A 19,913-nucleotide genomic window follows, 5' to 3' on the forward strand; every position below is an offset into this window, starting at 1 on the left:
CGACCACCACATCCACACCCAGTACAGCAGCGACGGCAAGTACCGCGTCGTCGACCAGGTCCGCCAGGGCGCCCGGCACGGCATGGACTGGCTGGTCATCACCGACCACGGCAGCGCCACCCACGCCAGGATCGGCGTCGAGAAGGTCAACCCGGACATCCGCGAGGCCCGCGCCGCCCACGAGGACACCCTCGTCTTCCAGGGCCTGGAGTGGAACATCCCGGCCGCGGAGCACGGCACCGTCTTCGTGCACCCGGGCAAGCACGAGGTCGCCGTCCTCAAGCAGTTCGAGACCGACTACGACGGCTCCGTCAAGGGCGCCTCCGACTCCACGCCCGCCAACGAGGCCCTGGCCATCGCCGGCCTGAACTTCCTCTCCGAGCAGGTCCGCCGCCGCAAGGTCAAGGACGCGCTCATGCTCGCCAACCACCCCGCGCGGCGCGGCGTCGACTCCCCGCACGAGATCCGCGCCTGGCGCGACGCGACGCCCGCCGGGCACCGGATAGCCGTCGGCTTCGAGGGCGCCCCCGGCCACCAGGCCGCCGGTCTGCCCGCACCGCTCGGCATGGCCCGCGCCCGCGGCATCTACGACAACAACCCGAGCGCCAACTCCTTCCCGGGCTACCCGCCGGAGTCGTACCGCACCTGGGGCGGCTTCGACTGGATGACCGCCACCGTCGGCGGCCTGTGGGACAGCCTCCTCGCCGAGGGCAAGCCCTGGTGGATCACCGCCAACTCCGACTCCCACCAGGTCTACGGCGACACCGCCGTCCGCGGCCCCGGCGGCGACTTCACCGCCGACGGCCGCTACCCGGACCCCGTCTACGGCGGCCGGATCGACATCACCCAGGGCGACTACTGGCCCGGCCAGTACAGCCGCACCCACGTCGGCGCCGACGGCTTCTCGTACGCGGCCGTCATGGACGGTATCCGCGCGGGCCGGATCTGGGTCGACCACGGGCAGCTCATCAGCGCCCTCGACGTACGGCTCACCGGCGGCGGCCGCTGGGCCACGCTCGGCGGCGCCCTGCACGTGAAGAAGGGCACGCGGGTCACGCTGACGGCGGACGTGGCCCTGGCCGGCGGCCCCAACTGGGCCGGTTTCGTGCCCACGCTGGCCCGTGTCGACGTCATCCAGGGCGACGTCACCGGCGAGGCGCGGGACCAGGACACCTTCACCGCACCCACCGCGAGGGTCGTCCGGTCGTACGAGGTGAACAAGGCGACCGGCACCGTCCGCCTCACCTACGACCTCGGCCGGGTCGACCGCCCCTGCTACGTCCGGCTGCGCGGCACCGACGGCAACCGCACCGCCGTCGGCCCCATGGGCGCCGCCGTCGACCCGGCGGGCCCGGCGATCGACGTCGTCGGCGACGCCGACCCGTGGCGCGACCTGTGGTTCTACTCCAACCCGGTGTGGGTCCTGCCGTCATGACCCCGCCGCCCCCCGCCCCGCCGTACGTCCTCACCGTGGACGCGGGCCTGAAGGACCTGCGCGCGGCGGACCACCTGCTGCGAGGGATTGCCGCCGAACTCGCGCTGCCCGACGGTACGTTCGGCTGCACCCACCTGGTGCGGGACGGCCGGCCGCGGGTCGTCCTCTCGCTCGCCACACCGCTCCCGGTGGACCGCGAACGGCTGACCGCGCGCGGCCACGAGGTGACGGACGGCCCACCCGACGCACAGGGCCGCGCGGTGCTCTACCCGGGCGCCGCGCGGCTCACCGGCACCCTGACGGTCGCCGAACTGCTGGCCCGCTCCGCGATCGACCGGGTGACCGTACTGGGCGGACCCGGCGACCCCGACCCGCGCACACCGCTGGTGACCCGGGACCACGTCCGTCCCCAGTGGCAGCGGGGCGAGCTGGTGCTGACCGCCATGCCCGCCGCGGGCGGCCGGCTCACCCCGTTCGAGGTGCCGGATCCGACCCCCTGCTGCGCCGATCACTGAACCCCCGTCAGCCTGACCCGCGGGGGACACCCGGCGCAGCCGCCCCTGCCCCGGGGGCACCCACCCGCGCGGGCGGCCGGCCGGTCACCCACCGGGGACCGGCCGGTCGCGCCCGTCAGCCGCCGGCCTCCGAGAAGACGAAGGAGAAGGCGGCCGGCTCGGCCCGCAGGTGGTACCGCGGCAGCACGCCGGGCCCGCAGGACTGGGAGCCGATGCCCATCTGCCCGTGGTCGAGGTTCACCCACACCGTGTCGCCCGCGGTGAGGTCGGTGAGGTGCCCGGCCGCGTCGAGCTGCTCGCTGGTCCAGCGGCGGGCGGTGAACCAGAACGCCGGGTCGCCCTCGATCCGCAGCCCGCCCAGCTCCGCCCAGCGCACGTCGGCGCGGGCCCCGTTCTCCTGGGGGCGGACGTACGGCGTCTGCAGCTCGTCGACGGTCGAGTGCCAGCGGCCCACCCGCGACGCCGCCCTGGTGTCCGGGTAGGCCTCGCCGGGGCCGCCGCCGAACCACGTCACCGCGTCCGCCCGCGCCAGCCCCAGCCGGACGCCGAGCCGGGGCAGCGGCAGCGTCCAGTCGCCCTCGGGGGTCACCGAGACGGCGAGCCGCAGCCGCTCGCCGTCCGAGGTCCACCGGTGGACGGTGCGCAGCCCCAGGTCGGTGCCGGCCGGCGCCACCCGGGTGCGCACGGTCAGCGCCTCGTCCGACAGCTCCACCCCGTCCAGCCGGTGCCGCATCCGGTGCAGTCCCAGCTGCCGCCACAGCAGGCCGTAGCGGGCGTCCGGCTGCCAGGGCGCCCCGTTGTCGTTGTCGGTGGGCGCCCGCCACACGTCCAGCCGCACACCGGTCACCGCCACGCCGCCGACGGTCCGCAGCGCCCCGGTGCGCGCGTCGAAGACGGCCGGCCCGAGGCGGATCACCCGCCCGTCCGCCGCGGGCCGGGCACGCGCCGCGACGGACGGCGCGGGCCGCTCGGTGACGGCCCACTGCCCCCACGCCACCACATGGTCCGCCGGCGCCCACGCGGTCGCCTCCGCGGGCAGCGCCCGTACCGTCCACCGGGTCTCCGCGCCGGCCGGAGCGCCGGCGGGCGGACTCGGCAGCTTCACCTCCGCCGACTCGCCCGGCGCCGGCGCGGGCACCGGCAGCGGCCCGGCCGCCACCGTCTCGCCGTCGACCTCGTACGACCAGGTGAAGGCGAGTCCCGACAGGTCCGCGAAGTCGTAGCGGTTGGTCACCCGGACCGTGCCGTCGCCGCCGCCCTCGATCCGGACCGGCTCGATCACCTTCTTGTACTCGGCCAGCCCCGGCGACGGCGTGCGGTCGGGGAAGAGCAGCCCGTCGCAGACGAAGTTGCCGTCGTGCAGCTCCTCGCCGAAGTCGCCGCCGTAGGCGAAGCCCAGCTCCGGGTGGGTGATCCCGTGGTCGATCCACTCCCAGACGAAGCCGCCCTGGAGCCGGTCGTACGACTCGAACAGCCGCTGGTAGTCGGCGAGTCCACCGGGCCCGTTGCCCATGGCGTGCGCGTACTCGCACAGGATCAGGGGCAGCCGGCGGCGCTTGGCGGTGCCGCCGTCCAGGCCGCGGCCGATCCGCTCCACCTCGTCGTGGGAGGCGTACATCCGCGAGTACACGTCCGTGTCCCGGCAGTCCGGGTCGCCCTCGTAGTGCACCGGGCGGGATCCGTCCCGGCCGCGGATCCACTGCGCCATGGCGGTCACGCCGCGCCCGGTGCCGGCCTCGTTGCCGAGGGACCACACGACGACGGACGGATGGTTCTTGTCCCGCTCGACCATGCGCGCGGCGCGGTCCAGCAGGGCCGGCGTCCAGCGGTCGTCGTCGACGGGGTTGTCCCGCCAGGCCTGCTCCACGAAGCCGTGGGTCTCCAGATCGCACTCGTCGATCACCCACAGCCCGTACTCGTCGCACAGGTCGAGGAAGGCCGGGTGCGGCGGATAGTGCGAGGTGCGCACCGCGTTGACGTTGTGCCGCTTCATCAGCAGCACGTCCTCGCGCATGGTCTCCGGGTCGAGGGCGCGGCCCCGCTCGGGGTGCCACTCGTGCCGATTGACACCCTTGAACAGCAGCGGCCTGCCGTTGACCTTGATCAGCCCGTCCTCCAGGACGACCGTGCGGAACCCGATCCGCAGCGGCACCCGCTCGCCCGGCGTGGCCAGCACCCCGCCGTACAGGCGGGGTGTCTCCGCCGTCCACGGCTCCACCGGGACCGTGACCTCCTCACCGGTCGCGATGTCCACGCCCAGCTCGGGGACGGTGACCCGCCCGGCGACCTCGGAGTCGACGCGCAGCGTGCCCTCGCCGCCGACATGGTCGTAGGAGGCGTGCACGAAGAAGTCACCGGCGGCGCCCTCGGGGCGGTGCACCAGGGTGACGTCACGGAAGATGCCCGGCAGCCACCACTGGTCCTGGTCCTCCAGGTAGGAGCCGGCCGACCACTGGTGGACCCGGACCGCCAGCACGTTGCCGCCGGGGCGCAGCAGAGGCCCGACCGCGAACTCGTGCGGCAGCCGCGAGCCCTTGAACTCGCCCAGCTCCGTGCCGTTCAGCCAGACCCGCGCGCAGGACTCCACGCCGTCGAAGCGCAGCACCGCGCCGCCGTCCGCCGGCCAGTCCGGGGGCAGGTCGAAGACGCGCAGATGGTCACCGGTCGGGTTCTCGGTCGGCACGTGCGGCGGGTCGACCGGGAAGGGGTACAGGTGGTTCGTGTAGACCGGCGCGCCGTGGCCCTGGAGGACCCAGTGGCCGGGGACCGCGATCTCCGCCCAGTCGCCGGCGTCGTAGCCGGGCGCGGCGAACGCGTCGTCCTCGGCGTCGGCCGTCGCGGACAGCCGGAAGCGCCAGCGGCCGTTCAGGGACAGGGCGGGCGCGTCGGAGGAGGCGTACCAGGCGCGCGGCGGCAGGGTGCCGCGGCCGGGCGAGACATCCTCGACGTAGGCGAGGGGGGTGGTGCGCACAGACATCGGTCTCCTAGGTCAGCCCTGGGTGTCAGCCCTTGATGCCGGTCTGCGCGATCCCCTGCACCAGCCAGCGCTGGAGGAAGAGGAAGACGAACACCAGGGGCAGTAGGGAAATGGCCGTGGCCATGAAGATCAGATGGAAGTTGACGGTCTGGTTCGTCATGTACGAGGAGAGGGCCACCTGCACGGTCCACGCGCTCGGGTCCTGGCCGATGACCAGGGGCCACAGGAAGGCGTTCCAGCCGCTGATGAACGTGATCGTCGCCATCGCCGCGAAGAAGTTCAGCGAGTTCGGCACGACGATCCGCCAGTACGCGCCCCAGTAGCCGAGTCCGTCCACGCGCGCCGCCTCCTCCAGCTCCTTGGGGAACCCCAGGAAGTACTGCCGGAACAGGAAGCAGGTGAAACCGCTGAACAGGCCGGGGATGATCAGCCCGCGGTAGGTGTCCACCCAGCCGAGTGACGACACCAGCACGAAGCTGGGCACGAAGGTGACGGCGGTCGGGACCATCAGGGTCGCCAGCACGGCGTAGAACACCTTGTCGGCGTGCCGGTAGGGGATGCGGGCCAGGCCGTATCCGGCCAGTGAGCACACCAGCAGGGTGCCGGCCGTGTGCAGGACGCCGACGACCAGCGAGTTCCACAGGGAGCGGGCGAAGTCGACGGTCGGGTCGTCGAACGGCTCGGTGATGTTGCCCCACTGGATGTCGGCGGGGAAGAACGCCCACTCCTCGCCCGTGATCTCCGGATCCGTCATCAGGGCGTTGCGGACGATCAGGTAGAAGGGGACGAGGAAGAGGAGGGCGGCGGCCCCGGTGGCGGCGTAGAGGCCGGTGGAGGCGAGGACGCTGCCGCGCCGGACCTTGCTCATCGGGAACCCTCACCCCTGCCGAAGCCCATGAACCTGCCCTGGAGCAGGGTGACGAGGCAGATCAGCAGCGTCAGGATCACCGCGCCCGCGCTGCCGGCGCCGTAGTCCTGGTTCTCGCCGAGGGCGACGTAGTACAGCTCGACCAGCGGCGGGCGGCCCCAGGTGGCGTTGGAGAGCAGGGTGAAGAACTCGTCGAAGGCCTGGTACGCCTGCACGAGCAGCAGCAGGATCACGGCGGTCGAGGTGGCCCGCAGCTGGGGCAGGGTGACGTGCCGGAAGGTCTGCCAGCCCGGTTTCGCCCCGTCGAGGGCGGCGGCCTCGTACAGCTCCCGCGGGATGTTCTGCAGCGCGGCCAGGAACAGGATCATGAAGAATCCGGCCTGGAGCCACAGCCGGACGGTGACGACGACCAGCCAGTACCAGGGCGGGTCGGGGCTGGCCAGCCAGGCGATGTCCTCGGCGCCGAACCAGCCGAGGACGGTGTTCATCAGCCCGAAGCGCACCCCGCTGAAGATGGACATCTTCCAGATCAGCGAGGCGGCGACGTAGCTCACCGCCGTCGGCAGGAAGAACACCGACCGGAAGAACGCCCGCAGGAACCGCAGCCGGTTCACCATCAGCGCGAGCGCCAGCGAGAACGCCCAGGTGGTGGGCACGATGAACGCGGCGAAGACGGTGAAGGTGACGAGCGACCCCATGAAGTCGTCGTGCGTCAGCATGTACCGGTAGTTGTCGAAGCCGATGAACTCGCTCGGCGTGACGGTGAACCGGGCGTCGAAGAAGGACAGCCACAGGCTCCAGCCGATCGGGACGTAGACGAAGACCGCGAGTCCGATGAGGAAGGGGCCGGTGAAGAGCCAGAAGCCGGCGGTGGGGCTGCCCCGCAGCCCGCGCCGCGGCCGGGCCGGGGAGGCCGTGGACGCCGGGGCGGGGCCCTCGACGCCGCGTGTGGTCGTGGTCGGCATGGCGTGGTCTCCCGCCGGCCTATCCGAAGAGCTTCTTCAGCTCGCGGTTGACCTTGCCGTCGGCCTTGTCCAGCGCGGCCTCCGGGTCCCCGCCGGCGCGGACGCAGTCGCCGACCACGTCCTCGACGGCGTCGATCATGGCCTGGGTGAAGCCGATGTTGTCGAAGTGGCCGTACTCGTCGAACAGGCGCACGCCCTCGGCGGGCAGCCCCGACTTCAGCTTCCCGGCCGACCCGGCGATCGACAGGCGCGGCGGGATGTGGAAGCCGTAGGAGAGCGCCCAGTCCTCCTGGTAGTCCTTCCGGTCGATCCACAGCCACTTCACGTACTCCTTGGCCGCGTCGACGTTCCCGCTCCTGGCGTTGACGAACATCGACCAGCCGCCGTTGTACACCGCGGGCCTGCCCGCGTCGGTCACCTTCGGGAAGGGGAAGACGCCGAGGTCGTCGCCGAGTGCCTGCTGCATCTGCGGCATCGCCCACATCCCGCACCACTGGATCGCGGTCAGGCCCTGGTTGAGCGCGGAGGGGTCCCAGAAGTCGGTCGGGGCGCCGAGCAGCAGATGACCGCTGGTGAACAGCTCGCGCAGCTTGACCAGGCCCTCCTTGACCCCGTCGGTGTGGTAGGCGATCCGGTTGTTCCCGTCGAGGGTGTCGGCACCGGCCGCCCAGATCAACGGCCGGACGATCGCGTCCAGTTCGTTGCCGAGGAAGACGCCCTTGACCTTGTCCGTCGTCAGCTTGGCGGCGGCCTCGATCAGCTCGTCCAGCGTGGCCGGCACGCCGACACCGGCCTTCTCGAACATCGACTTGCGGTAGAAGAAGAACTGCGGGTCGTCGATCATCCGGACGCCGTAGATCTTCCCGTCGACCGTGTGTGAGGCGATGTCCGCCTGGTGGAAGTCGTCCTTCACCGGCTCGACGAGGTCCGTCAGATCCGCCACCTGACCGCTGCGCACGAGCTGGATCTGCGGGTGGAACTCGAACAGGTCCGGCGCGTTGTCCGTGAGCAGCGCCGAGAACAGCTTGCTCTCGAAGTTCTCGCCGGTGATCCACTGCGTGCGGACGTTCGCCTTCCGGTAGGCCTTCGCGTACCGCTTGACGGCCTGCTCGGTGCCGGGCTCGCCGTAGGCGTGGAAGTACTGCACGAGGTTCTCGCCCGACCCCGCCCCGCCGCCCCGGCCGTTGTTGCCGCCGCACGCGGCCAGCCCGCCGGCGGCGGCCAGGCCCATCGCGGCCCGCAGGACGGATCGGCGCTCCCATGAGGTGGTGCTGAATGCCGGCATGCTGACGTCCTTGTCTGTCGAGTGCGGCTGCGGTCGGTGCGGGACGCTAACCTTCGGCTAATCCTTCGGCAAGGGGTTGATCGAAGTCTGTTCGAAACGTTGCGTGACGTTCGGGATGCCGAACGTGAGGGGAAGGCGGGAGCCGCACCGACGGCGCCCGCCACCATCCGGGCGATGAACTACCGCCGGAACCAGGCCTGGTTGGCGCCGCCGGTGCAGCTGTGGAGGATGACCCGGCTGCCGTCGGCGGTCGCCTCACCGCTGACGTCCAGGCACTTCCCGGACGCCTCACTGACGATCTGCCCGTTCGCGTTCAGCAGCCAGCGCTGCCCCGCCGCCCCCGTGAACCCCGGGCTGGTCGCGAGCCCCGAAGCCGTCGCCGTCAGATACCCGCCGGCGCCCTTCAGCGCGCCCCGTGCGTCGTACGACCACGACTGCTCCGCGCCGCCCGTACAGGTGGCGATCGAGGCCCCCGAGACGTCGGCCGGCAGGCACTTCCCGGACTGCTCGCCCTGCCAGGCGCCGGTCAGGGCCGAGCTGCCGGGCCCGCCCCTCTGGTCGAGGACGTACGTCGTGATGGAGCGGGCGGGCAGCGTCGCGGAGACCGTGCCGCCGCTCACCGAGGGCCTGGCGACGGAGGCCCAGTCCTCGGTGGCCGAGGTGCGCACGGCCTTGGTCGCGCGGACCGGCGTCTTGCTGTTGAGGTGCAGGTTCAGCGCGGTGTCGGTGGTGTTGTGGTTGTTCACCACGACCACCCACGTGCCCTTCCGGTCGTACGCGCTGACCTCGACGCCCGGCGGCGCGCCGGTCACGTTGTGCAGCACCGCGCCCGGCTTCACGAACCTGCTGTACTGGCCGAGCGCGTAGTACCGCTTGGTGAAGTACAGCGTCTGGTTGCCGTTCTCCGCGTAGTCCGGGTCGTAGTAGATCAGGCCGTCGTTCCAGCCCTGGTCGTTCTTCGCGTACGGGTCGGTGCCGATCATCTCGGACAGGGCGACCCACCAGTGGAACGCCGAGTCGTGGGCGGTCGCGAAGTCCTTGTGGACGATCCGCGAGAGGCTCAGACCGCCGTCGATCGTCGGGTCGTACTCCTGCGCCCAGCCGGTGCCGCCCTTGCCGAAGCAGCAGATCTCCGTGGACCAGGACGCCCGGCCGGCGGACTTCGCCGTCTCGAGCACCCTCGCCCGGTCGCCGTCGGACGGGTTGTCGTAGGTGTGGTGGGCCAGCTTGTCGACGTACCGGGCCGTGTCCGGCTGCGAGATCCAGCGCGGGACCTCGTCGTGGAACTTCACCGTACTGGTGGACTCGTCCGCGATGATGCCCGTCCGCTGCTTCCGGGCCCGCTGCTCGGCGCCCAGCGCCCGCACGATGTCGTCGCGCTGCCCGACGTCGACGAGCATGCCCTCCTGGCCGCAGGAGTCGAAGCTGTTCGTCGGCTCGTTGAACGGGCTGATGTAGTCGAGCCGGATGCCCTGCTTCGCGAAGTGGTCGGTGACGTCGGCGATGTAGCGCGCGAAGTCCCGCTCGTGCCCGGCCTCCAGATGGCCGCCGCAGCTCTTGCCGTTGGTCTTCCACCCGGCGGGCGCGCTGTTGACGAACCCGATCAGGTCCTCCACGCCGTACTCGGCGGCGTACTCCAGGAACGTACGGCCCGCCTCGTCCCTGCTCCAGTCGTACGTGCCGTCGTCGCCGCGGAAGTCCTCGGGGGCGCGGGGCGCGTACGTCACGCCGGTGCCGCCGCCGCCGATGTTGTAGCGGTAGGCGCTGAGGTCCAGGCCCCGCTCGGAGAACAGCAGCCGGGCGACCCGGGCCCGGACCCGCGGGTCGAAGTTCTTCAGGTCGTTGACCCACCAGGCGCCGGACGCGCCGATGTTGTCGATGGTCTGGGCGGGGTGAGGGGACACCTCGGCGGTCGCGGCGGCCGTGCTGGGTGCGGCGGCGGCCCTGCTGGGTCCGGCGGTGGTGGACGGGGGTGCGGCGGCGGTCGATGGGGGCGCGGACATCAGGGCTCCGGTGACGGCCAGCGCGGCCGCGGCCGCGGCCGTCCCGAGAATCGATCTGCTGGTGCGCAACGTGCATCCCTTCCGTCGTCATGAAGGCGGTGCGGTACGGCTCCTCGCAGGGGTGGTGTGACGTCGTACGGCCCTCTGCGCCCCGGCCGGCCGCAGGGCGCCCTCCAGCGCGAACGTCGCCGCGCCCAGGCACACCGGGTCGGTGGGGATCGGGGAGAGGACGATCTCGGTGGCGGCCAGCGGACGCCGCAGCGCGTGCCGGGCGACGGCCTCGCGCACCTCGGCGAGCAGCGGCTCGCCCAGCGTGGCCGCGACCCAGCTGCTGAGCACGACCACCTCGGGGTTGAGCAGGTTGACCAGGTCGGCGATCGCGGCGCCGAGATAGCGGGCGGTGTCCCGGACCACCTTGACCGCGACCGGATCGCCCGCGGCGACCCCGCGCGCCAGCGCGTCCACGGTGGCGGTCTGGTCCTCCGGGTGCAGCAGGGCGCTGCCGGGGCTCAGCTCCCGCAGGTTCAGCATGATCCCGGGCGCGCCGACATACGTCTCCACGCAGCCGTGGTTGCCGCAGTGGCACAGCCGGCCGTCCAGCACGAGCGTGGTGTGCCCCCACTCGCCGGCGCTGTTGCTGACCCCGCGGTGCAGCCCGCCGCCCAGCACCAGACCGGCGCCGACCCCGGTGCCGAGGTTCACCACCACGGCGTCCCCTCGCCCGCGCGCCGCCCCGAACCACAGCTCGGCCACGGCGCAGGCGCGCAGCGGGTTGTCCAGGTGGAGCGGGTAGGCGATGTGCTCGCCGAGCAGGTCGAGCAGCGGCACGTCGTGCCAGTCCCAGTTGGGCGCGTACTCCGCGACCCCGGTCTCCCGGTCCACCTGCCCCGGCACGCTCACCCCGACGCCCAGCACCCGGGCGCCCGCCACCCCGGCCTGCGCGACCACCGAGCCGACCGCCGCCGCGACGTGGCCGACGACCTGCTCGGGGCGGCTCTCGCCGGGCCGCATGTCCTCCTCGGCGCGGGCCAGCACGTTCAGTGCCAGGTCGAACAGCTCGACATGGACGTACGTCTCGGCGATGTCCACGCCGATCAGCGCGCCCCCCGACGCGTTGACGGCGACCAGGCCCCGCGGGCGCCCGCCCGCCGAGTCCTCGAACCCGACCTCGGTGATCATCCCCAGGTCGAGCAGCTCGCCGACGAGGGTGGCGACCGTGGCGAGGCTCAGCCCGGTCGCGGCGGCCAGCTCCTGCCGGGAGGTGGGGGACGCGGCGATGATCTGGCGCAGCACCTCGTAGCGGTTCGCGGTGCGGATGTCGCGGGATGTGCGCTTCACCGGGTCTGTCCCCCCCCGTCCTTCGGCTCGTGCGCGGCCGGGCACGTCGGCACCGGCGCGCGGCAAGGCTATGGGGAACGGGGACTTTCGACAAGGGGTTCGGAAAGGGGGTGGATAAAGTCCGGCGGCGGTGCGTCCGGTGGGTCAGCCCGCCAGGACGTCCCGCACGAAGACGTTCGCGAACGTGCCGGAGGGGTCCAGCTCCGCGGCCAGCGCCGCGAACTCCCCGAGCTGCGGATACCGCTCCCGCAGCACCGCCGGCGGCACGGTGAAGACCTTGCCCCAGTGCGGCCGCGCCCCGAACGCGTCCAGCGCCGCCTCCACCCGCCGCACCACCGGCAGCACGGCCGCCGTGTCCGCGACCCAGGTGAAGTGCACGGCCACCGAGTCCCGCCCGTGCGCCGGGCTCAGCCACTGCTCGTCGGCGGCGACCGCGCGGATCTCGCAGGTCTGCAGGACGGGGGCGACCGCCCCCCGGACCGCGTCCAGCGCGGACAGCGCGTCGATCGCCGACGCCCGCGGCAGCAGGTACTCCGACTGCAGCTCGTCCCCGCTGCTCGGCGTGAACTGAGCCCGGAAGTGCGGCAGCCGCTCGTGCCAGGGCCCCGCCACCCCGAACTGCGCGGTGCAGTTCACGGCCGGCATCCCCGGCACCGGATGCATCGCCTCGGTCGCGGGCGCGGCCCGGTCGAACCCGGCGTACGGCTGATCGGTCCGCCGCTTCACCCACACCTGCCGGAAACCGGGCGCGCCCCAGTCGGTGAACAGGCTCACGCTGTACGCCGCCCCCATCACCGCCTCGAACCCCGCCAGGTCCAGGCCGGCCGCCGGCAGCTCGGTGAACACGTGCTGCTCCACCTCGTACGCCGGCTCCAGGTCGAGGGTGAGCGCGGTCACCACGCCGAGCGCGCCCAGCGAGGTCACCGCGCCGCCGAACCGCTCGTCCCCGCGCGCGATCCGCACCACCGACCCGTCGGCGACGACCAGCTCCACCTCCCGCACGGCCGCCGCGAGCGGGGCGTTGCCCACCCCCGAGCCGTGCGTCCCGGTCGCCACCGAGCCCGCCACCGAGATGTGCGGCAGCGAGGCCATGTTCGCCAGCGCCAGCCCGTGCCGGTGCACCGCGCGGGCCAGCTCCGCGTACCGGACCCCGCCCGAGACCCGGACCGTACGCTCCGCGGTGTCCACGTCGATCCCGGCCGGCAGCTCCGACAGCGACAGCAGCACCCCCTCCGGCCCCGGCTCGGCTATCGCGTTGAACGAGTGCCCGCTGCCCAGCACCCGCGCCCGGACACTGCCCGCGACGACGGCCCGCAGCGCGTCCAGGGTGCGGGGGCGGTGCACCTCCTTCGCGGTGTAGGTGATGTTGCCCGCCCAGTTCGTCACCGGCGCGGTCTCGCCGGTCACGGATGCCGTCTCGGTCATACGGTGGTCCCTCCCCAAAAGCGCGGAGGAGGCAGTGTAACGACCGGCCGAGAGCGCTCTCCGGATCACCGGCGACACGGCGGCGGACCCACCCCGGCTGCACACCCCCACAGGCAAGGGGCATACCGTGAGGACTCGCACGCGCACCACCGAATCGCCGCAGGGAGGAGACACGGATGGGCAGCCGCACCGCGCTCGTCGAGGATCTGATGGAGCGCTTCCCGCACGTGCCGCGGGAGGCGGTCTTCAAAGAGGACCTGCTGCGCGGAGGTGTGGCCTTCGACCCCTCGGCGCTCAGTGACAACGAGGACGGCGAGGTCAAGCCGAAGTCGTACTTCATCTTCTCCTTCGACCACGGCACCCTGCCCGAGCTGGGCGAGGCCGCGCTGCGCCGCCCGCCGGAGGAGATCATCCTCACCGGAGGGCCGTACGACCTGCGCCGGACCGTGGTCTCCGTGCGGGTGAACCCGTCCTCGCCGTACCGGGTCGCCGCCGACGACGCGGGCGTGCTCGGCCTGTACCTCGACGGCAAGCGCATCGCCGACGTCGGCGTGCCCCCGATGCCCGAGTACTACCGGCACACCCTCTCCAACGGGAAGTCCGTCATGGAGGTGGCCCCCACCATCCAGTGGGGCTACCTGATCTACCTCACCGTCTTCCGGGTCTGCCAGTACTTCGGCGCCAAGGAGGAGTGCCAGTACTGCGACATCAACCACAACTGGCGCCAGCACAAGGCCGCCGGCCGGCCCTACACCGGGGTCAAGGACGTCGAGGAGGTCCTCGAAGCCCTGGAGATCATCGACCGGTACGACACCCAGAAGGCGTCCACCGCCTACACCCTCACCGGCGGCGCCATCACCAAGACCGTCGCGGGCCGTGACGAGGCCGACTTCTACGGCCACTACGCCAAGGCCATCGAGGAGCGCTTCCCCGGCCGCTGGATCGGCAAGGTCGTCGCCCAGGCGCTGCCCAAGGCGGACGTCCAGCGGTTCAAGGACTACGGCGTGCGGATCTACCACCCCAACTACGAGGTGTGGGACGAGTACCTGTTCAAGATGTACTGCCCCGGCAAGGAGCGCTACGTCGGCCGCGACGAGTGGCACAAGCGCATCCTCGACTCGGCGGACGTCTTCGGCGCCCGCAACGTCATCCCCAACTTCGTCGCCGGCGTCGAGATGGCCGAGCCGTTCGGCTTCAAGACCGTCGACGAGGCGATCGCCTCCACCACCGAGGGCCTGCGCTTCTTCATGTCGCACGGCATCACCCCGCGCTTCACCACCTGGTGCCCCGAGCCCACCACCCCGCTCGGCAAGGCCAACCCGCAGGGCGCCCCGCTCGAGTACCACATCCGGCTGCTGGAGGCCTACCGCGCCACCATGGACGAGTTCGGCCTGTCCTCCCCGCCCGGATACGGCCCGCCCGGCCCCGGCCGCGCCGTCTTCTCCGTCAGCTCCTTCATGGACAGCCTGCCCGCGCAGGAGGCCGTTCCTGCCGGACAGTGAACCCGGGGACAGCGCTTGTCAGTCGTGGGGTCACCGTGAAAGGGTCGTCCCGCCCCCGAGGTACCCCACAACTCCCCTTGCGCCTGCGGTGAGTTGACCTCGCATGCGCACGCAGGAGACACATGCCCGACCTGCCCCCTCCCCAGGACGCCACCGAGGCGGCGCTGCTCACCGAGTGCTGGGACACGGTCCTCTCCTACGCCGACCTGTGCACCTCCGGCTCAGGCGCCGCCACCCGGCTGGCCCGGGAGGCCTTCGCACGCGGGCTGCGCGAGGCGCGTGACACCGGTGCCGCCCTGCCGCGCGGCACCGGCCGCCGCCCCGCCCGGCTGCCGCACGTCCCGCTGCTGCTGACCGCCGTGCGCACCACGGCCGCCGCCTGGGAGAGCGCCGGGGAGGGCCACCTCCTCGACCCCGAGCTGCGGCTGTGGCTCACCTCCGACCAGGCCGCCCGCCACACCGGGCCCCCGCCGCGCCGCCCCCTCGCCCTGCGCGCCCTGCGCGACCTCCAGGAACCGGACGCGGCCCTGCTCTGGCTGGCCGAGGTGGAGGCGCTGCCGCTGCCCGTGGTGGCCCGGCGGCTCGGCCTCGACCCGGCCGGTGTCGCCGGCGAACTCGACGAGGTACGCCGCCTCTTCCGCGACCGCTGCCGCCGCGCCCACCTCGACGCGCCGCTCGACGCCGAGTGCGCCCGCTACGCCCGGCTGCTCGACGCGGTCACCCGCACCCCGGCCACCGAGATCCCCGCCGACCTGTCCCGGCACCTCGCCCGCTGTGTGACCTGCGCCGAGGCGGCCGCCTGTCTGCGGCCGCACGGCGGCGGACCGGCCGCCGCCCTCGCCGGCGGAGTGCTCGGCTGGGGCGGCCCCGCCTATCTGGAACGCCGCCGCCGCGCCGCCGAGGCCCGGCGCGGCCCCGGCCGCCCCGACCACGACCACGACCACGACCCGGAGGAGCGCGGCACACCCCAGCCACGCGTGCTGCGCAACGGGCTCCTGGTCGCCGCCGTCCTCGTCTCCGCGCTGGCGCTCGCCGTCACCCTGATGCCCATCGACAACACCGGCGAGCGCGCCGCCCCGCCCGCGGACACCACCGACCGCCAGCCGGTCGCCGACCCCCACCCGTCGGCGTCGGTGCCGCCCGCGCCCCGGCCCGGCGACCCCACCTCCGCGACCCGGACGCCCACCCGCCCGGCCGCCCCGGCCACCGGACGGGACCGCCGCACCCCCAGCCCCGCCACCGCGCCCCAGGCCGCCCCCGCCCGCACCTCCCGCGCCCCCGCCCCCGCCCGCACCGAACCCCCCGCCTGCCGGGTCTCCTACGACCTCGCCGGCCAGTGGCCCGACGGCTTCCAGGCCACCGTCACCGTCCACACCGACCGCGCCCTCGACGACTGGCGGGTCGCCTGGACGTTCCCCGACGGCCAGCGGGTCAACCAGATGTGGGACGCCACGTACGCCCAGCACGGCTCCCGCGTCACCGCCCGCGCCGCCGACTACAACAGGACGGTCCCCGCCGACGGCACCCTCTCCTTCGGCTTCCTCGCCTCCTGGCAGGACCGCAACGCACCCGCGCACGACTTCACCCTCGACGGCCGGCCCTGCGCGGTGGCCGGACCAGCCGAATAATCACTGGCGTCCCGGCGGCACCCCCTCTACGGTGGTGCGAGCACGGTGGCCGACGGCCGCCGCGACCGGCCGAGCGACGGTGAAGGGAGGTGTGACCGATGGCTGTCTCTGCGACGGGCGCTGCCCGCATCCAGGAACTCGTCACGTCCACCTCCGCGGTCACCGGCTGACCTCACACACCGCCTCCTCGCGGTGCCGGGACCGCCCTTGTGAAGGGCCTCTCCCTTGACTTCCACCTCTGCTGTGCCGTCCGCTCTCGCTTCCTACGGCTGGGACGACGACTGGGCGGACACGTTCGCCCCGTACGCCGCCGACGGGCTGCTGCCCGGCCGGGTCGTACGGGTCGACCGGGGCCAGTGCGACGTCGTCACCGCCGACGGCGTCATCCGCGCGGACACCGCGTTCGTCACCCCGCACGACCCGCTGCGGGTCGTGTGCACCGGAGACTGGGTCGCCGTCGACCCCGCGGGCACCCCGCGGTACGTACGCGCGTACCTGCCGCGGCGCACCGCGTTCGTGCGGTCCACCTCCTCCAAGCGGTCCGACGGACAGATCCTCGCGGCCAACGTCGACCACGCCGTCATCGCCGTCTCGCTCGCCGTCGAACTCGACCTCGGCCGGATCGAGCGCTTCCTGGCGCTCGCCTGGGAGTCCGGGGCGGCGCCCGTCGTCGTGCTCACCAAGGCGGATCTCGTGCCGGACCCGGCGACGCTCGCCCACCTCGTCCACGACGTGGAGACCAGCGCGCCGGGCGTCCCCGTGCTCACCGTCAGCGCGCACGACGGGGACGGCCTCGACGTGCTCACCGCCGTCCTCGGCACCGGCACGTCGGTGCTGCTCGGCCAGTCCGGCGCGGGCAAGTCCACCCTCGCCAACGCCCTCAAGGGGGAGGACGTCCTGACCGTCCAGGCCGCCCGGGACGTCGACGGCAAGGGCCGGCACACCACCACCACCCGCAATCTGCTCGCCCTGCCGGGCGGCGGAGTGCTGATCGACACGCCCGGACTGCGGGGCGTGGGCCTCTACGACGCCGACACCGGCGTCGGCCAGGTGTTCTCCGAGATCGAGGAGCTGGCCGAGGGCTGCCGGTTCCACGACTGCGCCCACGAGGCCGAGCCGGGCTGCGCGGTGCTCGCCGCCCTCGACAGCGGCGACCTGCCCGCCCGCCGGCTGGACAGCTACCGCAAGCTCAAGCGCGAGAACCAGTGGATCGTCGCCAAGACCGACGCCCGGGTCCGGGCCGAACTGCGCCGCGACTGGAAGCGCAAGGGCGCGGAGGGCCGCGCGGCCGTGGAGGCCAAGCGGAAGGGCTGGCGGTAGCGGCCAGAGGAACGACCGCGGTAGCCGGCACGGGAGCGGCCGGTGGTGGCCGGCAGCGGAACCACTGCCGGCCACCGCCCGGGGAACGGCAGCACGACATGGCGTCCGGGGCTCCGGACGCCATGTCCGATTTCCGCCAGCCGCGCCCCGCGCCATGGCGGAGACTGGATCCCGTGATGGACGACGACAGCAGGTACGAGGCCGTGCGCAGCCGGGACGCCCGGTTCGACGGGGCCTTCTTCTTCGCGGTCGAGACCACCGGCATCTATTGCCGGCCCAGCTGCCCGGCGGTGACACCGAAACGGCGCAACGTCCGGTTCTTCGCCACGGCCGCCGCCGCGCAGGGCTCCGGGTTCCGGGCCTGCCGGCGGTGCCGGCCGGACGCCGTGCCCGGCTCAGCGGACTGGAACGTCCGCGCGGACGTCGTCGGCCGCGCCATGCGGCTGATCGGCGACGGCGTGGTCGACCGGGAGGGCGTCGCCGGACTCGCCGCCCGGCTCGGCTACAGCGCGCGGCAGGTCCAGCGCCAGCTCACCGCGGAACTCGGCGCGGGCCCGGTCGCGCTCGCCCGCGCGCAGCGCGCCCACACCGCGCGCGTCCTGCTGCAGACCACCACGCTCCCGGTCACCGAGATCGCGTTCGCGTCCGGCTTCGCCAGCGTCCGCCAGTTCAACGACACCGTCCGGGAGGTGTACGCCATGACCCCGAGCGCGCTGCGCGCCGCCGCGCCCAGGGCCGTCGGCCGCACCGCCCGGCGCTCCGGCACCCCGACCGCCGGCATCCCGCTGCGCCTCGCCCACCGCGGCCCCTACCAGGCAGCGCCCGTCTTCGACCTCCTGGAGCGCGAGGCGGTCCCCGGCGTCGAGGAGGTGACCGGCCCGCCCGGCGCCCGCGTCTACCGCCGCACCCTGCGGCTCCCCTGCGGCACGGGCATCGTCGCGGTCGAGGAACGGCGGGGGAGCGGGCGCCCGCGCGGCGCGGTCGCCCGTCCGGGCGGCTGGCTCGACGCGCGGCTGCACCTGACCGACCTCCGCGACCTGACCACCGCCGTGCAGCGGCTGCGGCGGCTGTTCGACCTCGACGCCGACCCGTTCGCCGTCGCCGAGCGCCTCGGCGCCGACGCCCGGCTCGGCCCGCTGGTCGCCGCCCGGCCCGGACTGCGGTCACCGGGCGCCGCGGACCCCGAGGAACTGGCCGTGCGGGCCCTGGTGGGCCGTACGGCCGCGGGGGAGCTGGTACGGCGGTACGGCAAGGCGCTCGACGCGCCCTGCGGCACCCTCACCCACCTCTTCCCGGAACCGGCCGTCCTCGCCGAGGCCGAGCCCGACGGCCCCCTCGGGGCGCTGGCCGCGGCCCTCGCCGACGGCGCCGTCCACCTCGACCCCGGCGCCGACCGCGAGGACGCGCAGGCCGCGCTGCTCGCCCTGCCCGGCCTGGACGCGGCGACCGTCGCCGTCATCCGCACCCGCGCCCTCGGCGACCCCGACGTCGCCCCGCCCGGCGCGGACATCCCCGACACCTGGCGCCCCTGGCGCTCGTACGCCGTCCGACACCTGCGCGCAGCAGGGGAGTGGAAGTAACCCGTGAACACGTACTGGACGCACCTCGACAGCCCCGTCGGACGGCTCCTGCTCACCGCCGACCCGAGCGGCGCGCTCACCTCCCTGTCCGTGCCCGGCCAGAAGGGCGGCCGGACGGTGCGGGACGACTGGCGGGCCGACGCCGGCCCGTTCCGCGAGGCCGCCGACCAGCTCGCCGCGTACTTCGCGGGCGACCTCAAGGAGTTCGACCTGCCGCTGCGCGCGCACGGCACCGCCTTCCGCGAGCGGGTCTGGGCGGCGCTCGACACCATCCCCTACGGGGCCACCACCACCTACGGCGAGATCGCCGCGCGGATCGGGGCGTCCCGCGCCGCCGTCCGGGCCGTCGGCGGCGCGATCGGCGCCAACCCGCTGCTCATCGTCCGCCCCTGCCACCGGGTCATCGGCGCGGCCGGCGCGCTCACCGGCTACGCGGGCGGCCTCGACCGGAAGGTATGGCTGCTCACCCTGGAGGGGGCGCCGATCCAGGCACCCCTGCAGCCAGGGTCCTGAGGCCGCTCAGCCCCAGAACACCGCCCCCAGCCACGCCCCCATGATCAGCAGGCAGGCGTACAGCTCCGTCAGCACGCTCCACCCGCCCGATCGCATCGCCGTCCGCAGCGCCGCCCGCGCCTCACCGGCCCGGCCCAGCCGCAGCCGCTCGCCCAGGTAGACGCCGCCCAGGAAACCGGGGACCGCGCCCAGCACCGGCAGCAGGAAGAAGCCGAGCAGCGCGCCCAGTCCCGCGAAGACCGCCAGCCGGGGCGTCGCCCCGCTCGCCCGCAGCCGGCGCGGCGGCAGCGCCCAGCGCACCACCTGCGACAGCAGCAGCACGACCGTGGCGCCCACCAGCACCCACCAGGCGACCGCCCGGGGATCCTGCAACGCCCACCACAGCACCGCGGCCCACACCAGCCACGACCCCGGCACTCCGGGCAGCAGCACTCCGCACAGGCCGAGCAGCATCACCAGGCCGACCAGCAGGAGCTCCCACACTCCCATGAGTTCAGACTGACGGAGCCCGCCGGGGCCCGCAGATCCGGCGGACCTGCACCCCAGGGCAGGACCGCGG

At 73.5% G+C, this 19,913-nt stretch carries 15 protein-coding genes; 7 read left to right on the forward strand and 8 right to left on the reverse strand.

The window, feature by feature from the left end; genetic code table 11:
- Together G7Z13_RS27725 and G7Z13_RS27730 are read left to right on the forward strand one after the other, a co-directional pair.
- Nucleotides 1-1,435: PHP domain-containing protein (locus tag G7Z13_RS27725; RefSeq protein ID WP_166002949.1), on the forward strand; the 1,435-nt coding region annotated here is incomplete at its 5' end.
- Nucleotides 1,432-1,950 carry a hypothetical protein gene (locus G7Z13_RS27730; protein ID WP_166002950.1) on the forward strand — a complete coding sequence of 173 codons (519 nt, stop codon included), beginning with the start codon at nucleotides 1,432-1,434 and terminating at the stop codon, nucleotides 1,948-1,950. The genes G7Z13_RS27725 and G7Z13_RS27730, both read left to right, overlap by 4 nt.
- 115 nt (nucleotides 1,951-2,065) lie before the next feature.
- On the opposite strand, the gene G7Z13_RS27735 is transcribed toward G7Z13_RS27730, so the two are convergent.
- The 7 genes from G7Z13_RS27735 to G7Z13_RS27765 all read right to left on the reverse strand — a co-directional run bounded on the left by G7Z13_RS27735 (nucleotide 2,066) and on the right by G7Z13_RS27765 (nucleotide 12,811).
- Nucleotides 2,066-4,927, reverse strand: a complete 2,862-nt coding sequence (locus G7Z13_RS27735) for a glycoside hydrolase family 2 TIM barrel-domain containing protein (protein WP_166002951.1) — start codon at nucleotides 4,925-4,927, stop codon at nucleotides 2,066-2,068.
- 25 nt (nucleotides 4,928-4,952) lie between these two features.
- Nucleotides 4,953-5,795, reverse strand: a complete 843-nt coding sequence (locus G7Z13_RS27740; RefSeq protein ID WP_166002952.1) for a carbohydrate ABC transporter permease — start codon at nucleotides 5,793-5,795, stop codon at nucleotides 4,953-4,955.
- A complete protein-coding gene (locus tag G7Z13_RS27745; protein WP_166002953.1) occupies nucleotides 5,792-6,760 on the reverse strand; it encodes a sugar ABC transporter permease in 969 nt (322 codons plus the stop codon). The genes G7Z13_RS27740 and G7Z13_RS27745 overlap by 4 nt, the downstream gene beginning before the upstream one ends.
- Nucleotides 6,761-6,779: 19 nt before the next feature.
- Nucleotides 6,780-8,045, reverse strand: coding sequence for an extracellular solute-binding protein (locus G7Z13_RS27750; protein ID WP_166002954.1), 1,266 nt, complete (start codon nucleotides 8,043-8,045; stop codon nucleotides 6,780-6,782).
- Between the two features lie 179 nt (nucleotides 8,046-8,224).
- Entirely contained in the window at nucleotides 8,225-10,117 is a 1,893-nt protein-coding gene (locus tag G7Z13_RS27755) for a glycoside hydrolase (protein WP_240926360.1), read from the reverse strand.
- Nucleotides 10,118-10,135: 18 nt separating this feature from the next.
- Nucleotides 10,136-11,386: an ROK family transcriptional regulator gene (locus G7Z13_RS27760; protein ID WP_166002955.1), complete on the reverse strand. Its 1,251-nt coding sequence runs from the start codon at nucleotides 11,384-11,386 to the stop codon at nucleotides 10,136-10,138.
- A gap of 144 nt (nucleotides 11,387-11,530) precedes the next feature.
- Nucleotides 11,531-12,811, reverse strand: a complete 1,281-nt coding sequence (locus G7Z13_RS27765; RefSeq protein ID WP_166002956.1) for a D-arabinono-1,4-lactone oxidase — start codon at nucleotides 12,809-12,811, stop codon at nucleotides 11,531-11,533.
- Nucleotides 12,812-12,987: 176 nt separating this feature from the next.
- On the opposite strand from G7Z13_RS27765, the gene G7Z13_RS27770 reads away from it, so the two are divergent.
- The 5 genes from G7Z13_RS27770 to G7Z13_RS27790 all read left to right on the forward strand — a co-directional run bounded on the left by G7Z13_RS27770 (nucleotide 12,988) and on the right by G7Z13_RS27790 (nucleotide 19,354).
- Nucleotides 12,988-14,313: a radical SAM protein gene (locus G7Z13_RS27770; RefSeq protein WP_166002957.1), complete on the forward strand. Its 1,326-nt coding sequence runs from the start codon at nucleotides 12,988-12,990 to the stop codon at nucleotides 14,311-14,313.
- Nucleotides 14,314-14,435: 122 nt separating this feature from the next.
- A complete protein-coding gene (locus G7Z13_RS27775) occupies nucleotides 14,436-15,941 on the forward strand; it encodes a cellulose-binding domain-containing protein (RefSeq protein ID WP_166002958.1) in 1,506 nt (501 codons plus the stop codon).
- 225 nt (nucleotides 15,942-16,166) lie between these two features.
- The gene (rsgA, locus tag G7Z13_RS27780; RefSeq protein ID WP_166002959.1) at nucleotides 16,167-17,261 is read left to right on the forward strand and encodes a ribosome small subunit-dependent GTPase A; all 1,095 of its coding nucleotides are present in this window, start codon (nucleotides 16,167-16,169) and stop codon (nucleotides 17,259-17,261) included.
- Between the two features lie 176 nt (nucleotides 17,262-17,437).
- A complete protein-coding gene (locus G7Z13_RS27785; protein ID WP_206313236.1) occupies nucleotides 17,438-18,841 on the forward strand; it encodes a DNA-3-methyladenine glycosylase 2 family protein in 1,404 nt (467 codons plus the stop codon).
- Between the two features lie 3 nt (nucleotides 18,842-18,844).
- Nucleotides 18,845-19,354: a methylated-DNA--[protein]-cysteine S-methyltransferase gene (locus G7Z13_RS27790; RefSeq protein ID WP_166002961.1), complete on the forward strand. Its 510-nt coding sequence runs from the start codon at nucleotides 18,845-18,847 to the stop codon at nucleotides 19,352-19,354.
- Between the two features lie 6 nt (nucleotides 19,355-19,360).
- Here G7Z13_RS27790 and G7Z13_RS27795 read toward each other — a convergent pair whose 3' ends face one another.
- Nucleotides 19,361-19,843, reverse strand: a complete 483-nt coding sequence (locus G7Z13_RS27795; RefSeq protein ID WP_166002962.1) for a DUF456 domain-containing protein — start codon at nucleotides 19,841-19,843, stop codon at nucleotides 19,361-19,363.
- Nucleotides 19,844-19,913 lie beyond the last annotated feature (70 nt).

It is taken from the genome of Streptomyces sp. JB150, assembly GCF_011193355.1.
GTDB lineage: Bacteria > Actinomycetota > Actinomycetes > Streptomycetales > Streptomycetaceae > Streptomyces.

Bases quoted from the DNA above. Each gene is read 5' to 3' on its own strand.
- G7Z13_RS27775 (WP_166002958.1), top strand. From the start codon at position 14,436: ATGCCCGACCTGCCCCCTCCCCAGGACGCCACCGAGGCGGCGCTGCTC.
- G7Z13_RS27770 (WP_166002957.1), top strand. From the start codon at position 12,988: ATGGGCAGCCGCACCGCGCTCGTCGAGGATCTGATGGAGCGCTTCCCG.
- G7Z13_RS27740 (WP_166002952.1), bottom strand. From the start codon at position 5,795: ATGAGCAAGGTCCGGCGCGGCAGCGTCCTCGCCTCCACCGGCCTCTAC.
- G7Z13_RS27750 (WP_166002954.1), bottom strand. From the start codon at position 8,045: ATGCCGGCATTCAGCACCACCTCATGGGAGCGCCGATCCGTCCTGCGG.
- G7Z13_RS27765 (WP_166002956.1), bottom strand. From the start codon at position 12,811: ATGACCGAGACGGCATCCGTGACCGGCGAGACCGCGCCGGTGACGAAC.
- G7Z13_RS27730 (WP_166002950.1), top strand. From the start codon at position 1,432: ATGACCCCGCCGCCCCCCGCCCCGCCGTACGTCCTCACCGTGGACGCG.
- G7Z13_RS27735 (WP_166002951.1), bottom strand. From the start codon at position 4,927: ATGTCTGTGCGCACCACCCCCCTCGCCTACGTCGAGGATGTCTCGCCC.
- G7Z13_RS27745 (WP_166002953.1), bottom strand. From the start codon at position 6,760: ATGCCGACCACGACCACACGCGGCGTCGAGGGCCCCGCCCCGGCGTCC.
- G7Z13_RS27795 (WP_166002962.1), bottom strand. From the start codon at position 19,843: ATGGGAGTGTGGGAGCTCCTGCTGGTCGGCCTGGTGATGCTGCTCGGC.
- G7Z13_RS27785 (WP_206313236.1), top strand. From the start codon at position 17,438: ATGGACGACGACAGCAGGTACGAGGCCGTGCGCAGCCGGGACGCCCGG.